This is a genomic window from Siccirubricoccus soli, from assembly GCF_024178315.1.
Lineage (GTDB): Bacteria > Pseudomonadota > Alphaproteobacteria > Acetobacterales > Acetobacteraceae > Siccirubricoccus > Siccirubricoccus soli.
The window spans coordinates 1-10,860 of record NZ_JAMZIK010000153.1; the positions used below are offsets into that span (position 1 = coordinate 1).

The following is a 10,860-nucleotide window of genomic DNA, read 5'->3' on the forward strand; positions in this document are numbered from 1 at the left end:
GATGCGTGGATCCTTCAGGATGGTGCGGGCGATGGCCACGCGCTGCTTCTCCCCGCCCGAGAGCTTGAGGCCACGCTCTCCCACCATGGTCCGGTAGCCCTCCGGCAAGCGCAGTACGAAATCGTGCACCTGGGCGAGGGTCGCAGCGCGTTCCACCTCGGCATCTGTCGCGCCGGGGCGGCCATAAGCGATGTTGTAGCGGATGGTGTCGTTGAACAGGACGGTGTCCTGCGGCACCACGCCGATGGCGGCGCGCAGCGAATGCTGCGTCACCTCCCGCACATCCTGCCCATCCACCAGGATGCGGCCGCCCGTCGCGTCGTAGAAGCGGAAGAGCAGGCGGGAGATGGTGGATTTCCCGGCGCCGGTCGGCCCGACGATGGCCAGCATCTTCCCCGGCGGGACGCGGAAGGAGACGCCCTTCAGGATCTGCCGGTCCGGCCGGTAGCCGAACTGCACGTCCTCGAACACCACCTCCCCCGGCCCGGCGGCCAGCGGCACGGCGTCCGGCGCATCCGCCACCTCCTCCTCCTGCCGCAGCAGGTCGAACATCTCCTCGGTGTCGGTCAGCCCCTGCTTGATCTCGCGATAGGCGAAGCCAAGGATGTTCAGCGGCATGTAGAGCTGGATGAGGTAGGTGTTCACCAGCACGAAATCGCCGGTGGTCATGCTGCCGCCCACCACGCCCTTCGCCGCCAGCAGCATCACCAGCGTGAGGCCGGCGGCGATGATCGTCGCCTGGCCGGCATTCAGCAGGTTCAGCGTGCTCTCGGAGCGGACATAGGCGCGCTCGTAGCGCGTCAGGCTCTCGTCATAGCGGCGGGCCTCATGCGCCTCATTGCCGAAATACTTCACCGTCTCGTAGTTCAACAGGCTGTCGATGGCCTTGGTGTTCGCATCCTGGTCGGTACGGTTCATCTCCCGCCGGAAGCGCAGCCGCCAATTGGTGAAGGTCAGGGTGAAGGCGATGTAGCCGCCGATCGTCACCAGCGTGACCGCGGCAAAGGAAAGGTCGAACATCGCCCACAGGATGCCGGCCACGAGAAAGATCTCGAGGATGGTCGGGATGATGTTGAACAGCAGGAAGTTCAGCAGCAGCGTGATGCCGCGCGTCCCCCGCTCGATGACGCGGGAAAGGCCGCCGGTCTGCCGATCCATGTGGTAGCGCATGGACAGCGCATGCAGATGGCGGAAGACCGAGAGGCCGATGCGCCGGGCGGCGCGGGCCTGCACCTTGGCGAAGACGGCGTTGCGCAGCTCCGCGAAGCCGCTGCTGGCGATGCGGAGGAAGCCGTAATAGAGCACCAGCGCCACGGGGATGGCAGCGACCGCCGCCGGACCCTTCGGTGCCAGCGCATCCACGGCGCGGGCATAGGCGATGGGGACCAGGACATTGGCCGCCTTGGCGGCCACCAGCAGCGCCACGGCCAGCACCACCCGGACCCGGAGCTCCCGCTCCTCCTTCGGCCATAACCAGGGCGCCAGGGCCAGCAGCGTGGCGAAATGGCTGCGCTCGGTCGTCTTCTCTGGCGCCACAGGGATGCTCCGCATGTCGCGCCGGGACATAGGGCGGAATGCCGGGGCGGGGAACCGGCCATCCGGCTGGGGCTCTGCCCCCAGCCCCCCGCCGGGGACCGGGCCGGTCCCCGGACCCCGGTATAAGTTTCGAACCGTCGGGTTCGAGAGCACTGCTGCCTCAGGCGCCCATGGGGTAGAGGAGGGCATGGACCCCTTCTCGCGCCACATCGCCAATTGCAACAACGGCCATGACCTCTCCGGCCTGCTGCCCTTCCGGATCGGAACGGCGCAGGTGGGGTATGTCGCCCCCGATTTGGCCGAGGCCCTGCCCCCGGGCCTTCAGGACGCCGCCGGCGTGACCCTGCCCGGTGGCGACGCCCAGCTCGACCGCCTTGTCACGGAGCTGGCGGCGCAGGGCCGGTTCCGCCTGCGGGGCGAGGCCTTCGACGTGCGGGAGACCTGCACCGGGCCGGTTCTCGCCACGCTGGACCGCGGCGCGGTCCCGGCCTTCGGGGTGATCGGCCAGGGGGTGCATCTGAACGGGCTGGTGCGCGGGAAGGAGGGGCTGCGCATCTGGGTCGGCATCCGCTCCCGCCACAAACCCGTGGCCCCAGGGCAGCTGGACAATCTGGTCGCCGGCGGGATCCCGGCCGGGCTCGGTCCGGAAAGCTGCCTGCTGAAGGAGGCAGGCGAGGAGGCCAGCCTGCCGGAGGCCCTGGCCCGCCAGGCGCGGCACGTGGCCCGCCTCTCCTACGTCATGCGTCTGCCGGAAGGGCTGCGGCGGGATGTGCTGCATGTGTACGATCTGGAGCTGCCGGAGGGCTTCACCCCCGCCCCGCACGATGACGAGGTGGAGCGCTTCGAGCTCTGGCCGGCCGAGCGGGTGCTGACGGCGGTGCGGGACACCGATGGCGTGAAGTTCAACGTGAACCTTGTGCTGATCGACCTCTTCCTGCGGGAGGGGCTGATCGACCCCGGGAGCAGCCTGGGTGTGGCGCTGCGGGCGGGATTGGATCAGGGGCCGCGCTGAAGGTTGGGGACTCTGCCCCCAAACCCCCGCCGGGGATTGCCGGCAGTGCCGGCAATCCCCTCCCCGGACCCCCGTGTAAGTTGGCTGGCTTAACCTGCCGACTCAGACCGCGGTCCGGGGCCAAGTCCTGGCTCCGGCGGGGTGCAGGGGGCAGCGCCCCCTGCCCTACCCCGCCAATTCCCGCGACCGCGCCGTCGCCGCTGCGATCGCCTCGTTCATCAGCTTCGGCCAGGCCTCCGGCGCCATCAGCACCGCCAGCGCCCGTTCCGTCGTGCCCTTGGGCGAGGTCACCGCCTTGCGCAGGGTCGCCGCATCCTCCTGGCTGGCCGCCAGCAGGGCGCCGGAGCCGGCCACCGTCACCCGCGCCATGCGCCGCGCCAGCTCGGACGGCAGCCCCTCGGCGATCGCCGCGGCCTCCATCACCTCCGCCAGCAGGAAGACATAGGCCGGGCCGCCGCCGGAGACGGCGGTGACGGGGTCGATCAGCCCCTCCTCCTCCACCCAGGCGGTCTCGCCGATGGCCGAGAGCAGCCGGTCCGCCAGCGCCTTCTGCTCAGGCGTCACGCCCGGCCCGGCGAAGCCCACGGTGAAGCCCTGGCGCACCGCGGCCGGGGTGTTCGGCATGGCGCGGACCACCGCCGCCTTCTCGCCCAGCAGCGCCCGCATGCCGGCGGTGTTGCGCCCGGCCATGATGGAGAGGAACAGCGTGCCCTGAGTGGCGAAGCGGGCGAAGGCAGGCAGCGTTGCGGCGGCTTCCTGCGGCTTGATGGCCAGCACCACCGCGGCCGGGCGGAAGCCGGCGGGGACCGCCTCCGGGCTCGGCACCACGGTCGCGCGCCCGGCGAAGGCCGCGGCAGCGGCGGCGTTGGGCTCCACCACAACCACCTCGGTCAGGCCGCGCTCCAGCCAGCCGGCCAGCATCGCCCCGCCCATCTTGCCGCAGCCGACCAGCAGCAGCGGCGGCAAAGCCTGTTCAGCCATGGCAATTCCCCTCCCGCATGTCCCGGTCGGGGGTAGCGGTCAGGCCTCTCCGACGCAATCCAGCATGGCGGCCTGCAGCGCCTCCGCCGGCGCCTTCCCGCCCCAGAGGACGAATTGGAAGGCGGGGAAGAAGCGCTCGCACTCCGTGATGGCGATGTCCACCATGTCCTCGAGGCTCTCGGCGCTGGCGCCGGGGGCGCCGCGCAGCAGGACGGAGTGGCGGAACACCGGCACCCCCTCGTCGCTCTCCAGCCCGAAATGGCCCAGCCAGAGCTTCTCATTGGCGAGCGCCAGCAATTCGAACAGCTTGGCCCTGCCCTCCGGCGGCACCTTCAGGTCGAAGGCGCAGGAGAAGTGCATGGCGCTGATCTCCGGCGACCAGGAGAAGTACAGGCCGTAATCGCACCATTTGCCCGGCGCCTCGGCCGCCATTTCGCCGTCGGAGCGGCGCTCGAAGGCCCACTCATTGGCGGTGACGATCTGTTCGAGGACATCGAGGGGGTTGGTCGCCTTATCGCGGTCAAGGGCCAGCAAGCCTGACATCGCGGCACCTCCTCATTCCGTAAGCGGTGGGAGCATACCGAGTCTTGGGGGAATCGGCAGCTCGGCCCACCAGAGCTAGACTATGCAGGGCCGGAACGCCGCCGCAAGGGCAGCGGTTGCGGCGCAGCAGAAGCATCAGCCGCGACCGGCCTCGGGGGGTGGGCCAGGGTCCGCCGCCGCCGCGGCGGCGGTGGTGCCGGCGGCCTCGGGCGGCTGGATCGCCTCCCCGGCCGCCATGGCCGAGGCCGCCGGCGTCAGCGCCGCCAGCTTCGCCTCCAGCGCCGCGACCCGGGCTTCCAGCGCCTCCTGCGCCTCGCGGGCCCGGCGGGCCACCTCCATGGCGGCGTCCAGATCCTCGCGCTTCACCAACTCCAGCCGCTGTACCGCGGCGTCGATCTGGGCGCGTACCGCCGCCTCCATCTCGGTGCGGGCGCCGGCCAGGGCGGAGAAGGCGCCGCCCGCCACCCCGGCCAGATCGTCGAAGAAGCTGCCGCGCTTGCGGCCTCCGGTCTCGCTCATCGCTTCCACTCCGCTTGGCGCCCGGCCGGCCGCTGCCGCGTCCGGCGGCTGGTCTGGCGCCCTGTGGCAAATCGCGGCCAGGTTTGGTCGCCATCCGCCGATGCAATCCCCAAGTGCGGGCCGCGCCACCCCCTGGGGGCCTTCGCACCCCGGCGCGATCTGCTCTATACCCCCGCCCGGCCGCCCCAGCATCGAAGGAGCCGGGCCTTGTATCTCGTCACCGGCGGGGCCGGCTTCATCGGCTCCCACCTCGTCGCCGCCCTTGCCGCCAGGGGGGCCGAGGTGATGGTCATCGACCGCCTGGGCCATGGCGGCAAGTGGCGCAACCTTGCGGTGCCAACCCTTGCCGGTCTCCTGCCATGGGAGGAGCTGGAAGGCTACCTGGCCAGCCACCCTCCCATCTCGGCCGTTCTCCATATGGGGGCGATCAGCGCCACCACCGAGACCGATGGCGACCTCGTTGCCGCCACGAACCTTACCCTGCCGCTCCGCCTCTGGTCCTGGTGCGCCCAGCGAGGGGTGCCCTTCATCTACGCCTCCTCCGCCGCCACCTATGGCGACGGCGCGCAGGGCTTCGAGGATGATGCAACGCCGGAGGGGCTGGCCCGGCTGCGTCCGCTCAACCTCTATGGCTGGTCGAAGCTCGCCTTCGACAAGCGGGTGGCGCAGATGCTTGCCCTTGGCGCCGCGCCGCCGCCGCAATGGGCGGGGTTGCGCTTCTTCAACGTCTATGGCCCGAACGAGGCCCATAAGGGCCGGATGGCCAGCGTGCTGTTCCACAAATACCGCCAGGTGATGCGCGGGGAGGCGGCGACGCTGTTCCGCTCCGACCGTCCGGACATCGCGGATGGGGAGCAGCGGCGGGACTTCGTCCATGTCGATGATTGCGTCGCCGTGATGCTTTGGCTGCTGGAGAACCCCCGGGTCTCCGGCCTCTTCAATGTCGGCTCCGGCCGGGCGCGCAGCTTTCTCGCCCTGGTCCGCGCCATGTTCGCGGCGCTGGACCGGCCGGAGGACATCGCCTTCATCGACATGCCGGAAGATCTGAAAGGCAAGTACCAGTATTTCACCGAGGCGCCGCTCGGGAGGCTGCGGGCGGCCGGCTATACCGGGCAGATGATTCCGCTGGAGGAAGGGGTGCGGCGGACCGTCGCCGCCTATCGCGGCATGGATCTGGACGCGTAATGCTGGTCCTGCCCTTCCCGGCCATCGACCCGGTGCTGGTCGAGGTCGGACCCTTTGCCATCCGCTGGTATGCGCTGGCCTATATCCTCGGCATCGTGCTGGGCTGGTGGCTGGCCAAAAGGCTGGTCGCCCTGGCGCCCCGGGTGGCCACGGCGGAACAGGTGGACGATGCCGTCACCTGGATCACCCTCGGCATCGTGCTCGGCGGCAGGCTTGGCTACGTGCTGTTCTACCGGCCGGAGCATTACCTGGCCAACCCCTTGGAAATCTTCGCCGTCTGGACGGGCGGCATGTCCTTCCATGGCGGCGCGCTCGGGGTGATCCTGGCGATCCTGCTGTTCTGCCGGAACCGGGGGATCGACACGCTGGGCTTCGGCGACCGGGTGGTCTCGGTGGTGCCGATCGGGCTGTTCCTCGGGCGGCTGGCCAATTTCGTGAATGGCGAGCTCTGGGGGCGGGTGAGCGACGTGCCCTGGGCCATGGTCTTCCCGACCGGCGGGCCGGAGCCGCGGCATCCGAGCCAGCTCTACCAGGCGAGCATGGAGGGGGTGCTGCTGTTCCTGCTGCTGCAGCTGCTGGTGCGCATCCCCGCCATCCGGGCGCGGCGCGGCTTCGTCAGCGGGGCCTTCCTGGCGGGCTATGCGGTGGCGCGCAGCGTCGGGGAGCTGTTCCGCCAGCCGGATGCCAATCTGGGCTTCCTGATCGGCGGGGCGACGATGGGGCAGTTGCTCTCCCTGCCCATGCTGCTGGTGGGGCTGTGGCTGATGCTGCGGGCGCGGCCGGCGGCGGCGTGATCGAGGGGAGCTCTGCTGCCCTCAAGCTCCCCTCGCCAAGGGCCGAAAGGCCCCTGGACCCCTTGAGGCGGCAGGTTGAACCGACGAGGCCCAAACTCATGGTTTCCAAAGGCCCTCCGGCCTTTGGCAGGGGAGAGCCCGAGAGGGGGCAGCGCCCCCTCTCGGCACCCGCGAGGACAGCAATGGAACGCCTCGACCACTACATGGCCCGCGCCGTCGCCGCCTATTACGCCGGCCGCGAGCCCTTCGGCGCCGGCGGCGACTTCACCACGGCGCCGGAGATTTCCCAGGCCTTCGGCGAATGCCTCGGCCTCTGGTGCGCCGTGACCTGGGAGGCGATGGGCCGCCCGGATCCCGTGCTGCTGGTGGAACTCGGCCCCGGCCGCGGCACGCTGATGGCGGATGCGCTGCGGGCGGTGCGGGAGGTGGCGCCCGGCTTCGCCGCCGCGCTGCGGCTGCATCTGGTGGAGACCTCCCCCCGCCTGCGCGCCCTGCAGGCCGAGCGGCTGCCTGAGGCCACTTGGCATGACGGCATCGGGACCCTGCCCCCCGGCCCGGCCCTGATCCTGGCCAATGAGTTCCTGGATGCCCTGCCGATCCGGCAATTCATCCGCCGCGGCGGCGCCTGGGCGGAGCGCTTCGTCGCCGATGGCGGCTTCGTCGAGGCCCCGGCCGAGGCCCCGCCCAGCCTGCCCGCCGACGCCCCCGAGGGCGCCATCGCCGAGCATTCCGAGGCCAGCCACGCAGTGGTCGCCGCCCTCGCCCGGCGGGTCGTGACCCAGGGCGGCGCCGCGCTCTTCCTCGATTACGGCCCGGCCGAGGCGGTGCTGGGGGAGAGCCTGCAGGCCATGGCGGCGCACGGCCATGCCGACCCGCTGGCACCCGCCGGCACGGTGGACCTCACCGCTCATGTGCTGTTCGGCCCGCTGGCCGCCACCGCCCGGGCGGCGGGAGTCGGGGTGCATGGGCCGCTGCCCATGGGGCTCTTCCTCCAGCGCCTCGGCATCATGACCCTCGCAGCCCTCCAGGCCCGCCGCGCCCCGCGCCTCGCCGGCCATATCCTCTCCGGCGCGGAGCGGCTGGTGGCGCCGGAGGCGATGGGGCGGCTGTTCAAGGTGCTCTGCCTGTGTCATCCCCGCCTGCCGCCACCCCAGGGCTTCGAGGCTACATGACGGATGCCGAATACCTGACCGAGCCGGGCCTGGCCGGGCTGCCGGGTCTTGCCCATGGCTTCTTCACCCGCCGCGGCGGCGTCTCCGAAGGGCCCTGGGCGGCGCTGAACTGCTCGCTCTCCGGCCAGGACGACATCGAGAAGGTGCGGGAGAACCGCCGCCGCGCCATGGCCGCCTTCGGTCTGGATCGCGCGGCGCTGCATGGGCTGAAGCAGGTGCACGGGCCGGAGGTGGCGGTGGTGGAGCAGGGCTGGACCGAAGGCCAAGGCCCCGCCGCCGATGCCATGGTGACGCGGCGCCCCGGCGTGGCGCTGGGCATCGTCACCGCGGATTGCGCCCCGGTGTTGTTCGCGGAGCCGGAGGCGGGCGTCATCGGCGCCGCCCATGCCGGCTGGCGCGGCGCGGTGGGCGGCGTGCTGGAGGCAACGGTCGCGGCCATGGAGGCGCTCGGCGCCGCCCGCCACCGCATCCGCGCCGCCATCGGCCCCTGCATTGGCCAGAAGAGCTACGAGGTCGGCCCCGATCTGCGGGAGGCAGTGCTGGCGCGGGAGGCCGGGGATGCCCGCTTCTTCGTCCCGGGCCGGCGGGAGGAGCGTTGGCAATTCGATCTGGCCGGCTATTGCGCGGCGCGGCTGGCGGCGCTGGGCCTGGCGGCCGCCTCGGCCCTGCAGGTCGATACCCTGGCGGAGGAGGCGCGCTTCTTCAGCCACCGGCGGCGCACCCTGGCCGGGGGCGGGCCGATCGGCCACCAGCTCTCAGCCATCGCCGTGACGGGCTGAGCCATGCCCTACATGATCCAATTCATGGTCCTGACATTGATCACCCTGATGGTCGCCTGTGCGCTGCTTTAGCCTGTTCCGTGGCGCCGGCGCGCGCCTCGCCGCCGCCCTGGCATTGCTGCTGGCGCTGGCCGCCTGCGGCGACCTGCCGCAGCCCTATCGCGGTCGGCCCGGCGGGCTGGCGGACCGGCTGGCGGTGCCGCTGGCCGTCCGCCTCGCCGTGCCGCCGCCGGACAACGCCCTGCTGCCGGACAGCTCCGCCACCGCCCTGGCCGAGGCGGTGACGACCGCGCTGCAGGCGCAGGAACTGCCCGCGGTGGCGACCGCCACGCCCCTGCCGCTCGACTGGCTGGTGGAGGTGACGGCGGAGCGGCAGGGCCAGGCGGTGCGGCCGCGCTTCCGCCTGCTGGACGCCGATCGCCGCCCGCAGGCCAGCACCGAGGCGCAGCCCGTGCCGGTGCGCGACTGGGCGGAGGGGCGGCCGGAGATCTTCGCCCGGGTGGCGGAGGAAGCCGCGCCCGCCCTCACCCGCCTGCTGCTGCAGGTGGAGGCGGCGATCAAGCAGACCGACCCGGACTCGCTCGCCGCCGGGCCGCCGCGGCTGCGCCTGGCCGGCGTCCACGGCGCGCCGGGGGATGGCAATGCGGCGCTGGCCGGGCGGATGCGGGATTTCCTCGGCAACCAGGGCTTCGTGGTGCAGGAGGCCGCCGATGGCGCGCAATACGCGCTGGAGGGCGAGGTGGCCGTGGTGCCCGGCACCCCCGGCAACCAGCGGGTCGAGATCCAGTGGATCGTCAGCCGGCGGGACGGGCATGAGCTCGGCCGGGTGGTGCAGGTGAACGAGGTGCCGCAGGGCCGCCTCGCCCGGCTCTGGGGCGACATCGCCTATGTGGTGGCGGAGGAGGCGGCGGATGGCGTCCGCACCGTGGTGGCGAACGCCATGGCCGCGCCGCCCCGCACCGGCGAGGAGCCGCCGCCGGCCGAGGCTGCCGCCGCCCCCGCCCCCGGCGCCCCCCGCTTGGTCCCCTGAGGCCGCGCGGCGGCGGCGCGGGGCGCATGCCGGCCGCGCGGAATGCCGACCGATGCCGGTCGGCTGGCGCGGCCGGCCTGTCCTTGCGCCTGGCGCGCAGCCGCCACTGCAACCCGGCGCGGCACGTAAGGACGTTCCGCGCCGGCTGTCAGTTCACCACCCGCCGCACCGCGGTGTAGGCCACCGAAAGCCCGCCCATCAGCAGGCTGAGATCGCCGCTGCTGCCGGTCCGCTCCGTCGCGGTGACGGTGCCGCGCACCTGCGCGGCCACGGTCTGGGCCTCGCCATTGGCGTCGCGGCCGGCGACGGCGAAGCGATAGGCGCCATCCTGCTGCGCCACTCCGGCGCTGTTCTTCCCATCCCAGCTCCAGGTGGATTCGGTGGCGCCGAGCTTCACCTGCTCCTGCCGGATGGTGCGGCCGGCATTGTCGGTGATGGTGACGATGACGCTGGCCGCCGTGCCCGCCGCCGGCAGCACGAGCTGCGCCCGGCCGTTCTGCAGGGCGAGCCGGTCGCTTTCCACCTCCACCGTCCGGCCGAGCAGGGCCTGGGAGGCGGTGACCTGCGAGGCCTGCTCCAGCGAGATCATCTTCTGCAGGTTGGTGTTCATCGCGATCTGCTGCTCGACCTGGGAGAAGGCGACGAGCTGGTTCGTCATCTCCGTCGTGTCCATCGCCTTGGTCGGGTCCTGATTCTTGAGCTGGGTCGTGAGCAGGGTGAGGAAGGTGCTGAAATCGCTGCCGAAGGTCTTCGCGGCGGCGATGGAGGTGGCGGCGGCGGCGCTGCTGCCGGTGGAGGGGATGGTGGCCATGGGCGGGCTCCGGGTCAGACGGCGATGTCGAGAAGGGCATAGGCCAGGCCGGGCGGGGCGGATTCGGCGGCCGGGGGCGAGGCTGGCGCGGCGGCGCCGCGCGCCCCGGGCCGGCCACCCTCCTGCCCCCCGCCCTGGCCGGCGGCGCGGCCGCCGCTGTCGGAGAGGCTGAAGCTCATCCCGCCATCCGGCACCTGCACCCCGGCCTGGGTCAGGCTGCGGTCGAATTCCCTGGCGTCGCGCTGCAGCAGGGCGAGGGTCTCCGGCCGCTCCGCCCGCACCTTCACCGCCGCGACCTCGCCGGCCGCGTCGCGCTCGATGCTGATCTCGACGCGGCCGAGGGAGCCGGGCTCGAGCGCCACCACCAGCCGATTGCTCTGGCCGGGGGCCAAGGCCAGGGCGACGGCGACGGGGGCGACCTGCCGCACCGGTGGCGGCGCGCTGCGGGGCGCGGCGGCGAGGCTGGCCTCGGCCGGCGGTCCGGCCGGGGACGGCGCG

The 10,860-nt window shown here is 72.3% G+C and carries 12 protein-coding genes; 6 read left to right on the top strand and 6 right to left on the bottom strand.

The window, feature by feature from the left end:
- A partial coding sequence (locus NJ376_RS22035; RefSeq protein ID WP_456309717.1) for an ABCB family ABC transporter ATP-binding protein/permease occupies positions 1-1,536 on the bottom strand: 1,536 nt, incomplete at its 3' end.
- 187 nt (positions 1,537-1,723) lie between these two features.
- Here NJ376_RS22035 and NJ376_RS22040 point away from each other — a divergent pair.
- Positions 1,724-2,548 carry an NUDIX hydrolase gene (locus NJ376_RS22040; protein WP_252955444.1) on the top strand — a complete coding sequence of 275 codons (825 nt, stop codon included), beginning with the start codon at positions 1,724-1,726 and terminating at the stop codon, positions 2,546-2,548.
- A gap of 165 nt (positions 2,549-2,713) precedes the next feature.
- Here NJ376_RS22040 and proC read toward each other — a convergent pair whose 3' ends face one another.
- The 3 genes from proC to NJ376_RS22055 all read right to left on the bottom strand — a co-directional run bounded on the left by proC (position 2,714) and on the right by NJ376_RS22055 (position 4,591).
- Positions 2,714-3,529, bottom strand: coding sequence for a pyrroline-5-carboxylate reductase (gene proC, locus NJ376_RS22045; protein ID WP_252955445.1), 816 nt, complete (start codon positions 3,527-3,529; stop codon positions 2,714-2,716).
- 39 nt (positions 3,530-3,568) lie between these two features.
- Positions 3,569-4,072 carry a type III secretion system chaperone family protein gene (locus tag NJ376_RS22050; RefSeq protein ID WP_252955446.1) on the bottom strand — a complete coding sequence of 168 codons (504 nt, stop codon included), beginning with the start codon at positions 4,070-4,072 and terminating at the stop codon, positions 3,569-3,571.
- A gap of 135 nt (positions 4,073-4,207) precedes the next feature.
- Positions 4,208-4,591 carry an accessory factor UbiK family protein gene (locus tag NJ376_RS22055; RefSeq protein WP_252955447.1) on the bottom strand — a complete coding sequence of 128 codons (384 nt, stop codon included), beginning with the start codon at positions 4,589-4,591 and terminating at the stop codon, positions 4,208-4,210.
- Between the two features lie 207 nt (positions 4,592-4,798).
- Between NJ376_RS22055 and rfaD the strand changes: the two genes are divergently transcribed.
- From rfaD to NJ376_RS22080, 5 genes are all read left to right on the top strand, one after another.
- The gene (rfaD, locus tag NJ376_RS22060; protein WP_252955448.1) at positions 4,799-5,776 is read left to right on the top strand and encodes an ADP-glyceromanno-heptose 6-epimerase; all 978 of its coding nucleotides are present in this window, start codon (positions 4,799-4,801) and stop codon (positions 5,774-5,776) included.
- Entirely contained in the window at positions 5,776-6,570 is a 795-nt protein-coding gene (gene lgt, locus NJ376_RS22065) for a prolipoprotein diacylglyceryl transferase (RefSeq protein ID WP_252955449.1), read from the top strand. The genes rfaD and lgt overlap by 1 nt, the downstream gene beginning before the upstream one ends.
- A gap of 182 nt (positions 6,571-6,752) precedes the next feature.
- Positions 6,753-7,742 (top strand): class I SAM-dependent methyltransferase, encoded by a 990-nt coding sequence (locus NJ376_RS22070; protein WP_252955450.1) that lies wholly within the window; start codon positions 6,753-6,755, stop codon positions 7,740-7,742.
- Entirely contained in the window at positions 7,739-8,521 is a 783-nt protein-coding gene (gene pgeF, locus NJ376_RS22075; RefSeq protein ID WP_252955451.1) for a peptidoglycan editing factor PgeF, read from the top strand. The genes NJ376_RS22070 and pgeF overlap by 4 nt, the downstream gene beginning before the upstream one ends.
- Before the next feature lie 58 nt (positions 8,522-8,579).
- The gene (locus NJ376_RS22080; RefSeq protein ID WP_252955452.1) at positions 8,580-9,551 is read left to right on the top strand and encodes a hypothetical protein; all 972 of its coding nucleotides are present in this window, start codon (positions 8,580-8,582) and stop codon (positions 9,549-9,551) included.
- A 148-nt stretch (positions 9,552-9,699) separates the two neighbouring features.
- Here NJ376_RS22080 and NJ376_RS22085 read toward each other — a convergent pair whose 3' ends face one another.
- Complete coding sequence (locus NJ376_RS22085; protein ID WP_252955453.1) at positions 9,700-10,362, bottom strand: flagellar hook assembly protein FlgD; 663 nt, start codon at positions 10,360-10,362, stop codon at positions 9,700-9,702.
- A gap of 14 nt (positions 10,363-10,376) precedes the next feature.
- Positions 10,377-10,860 (bottom strand): flagellar hook-length control protein FliK (gene fliK, locus NJ376_RS22090; RefSeq protein ID WP_252955454.1); only part of this gene is annotated, 484 nt, incomplete at its 5' end.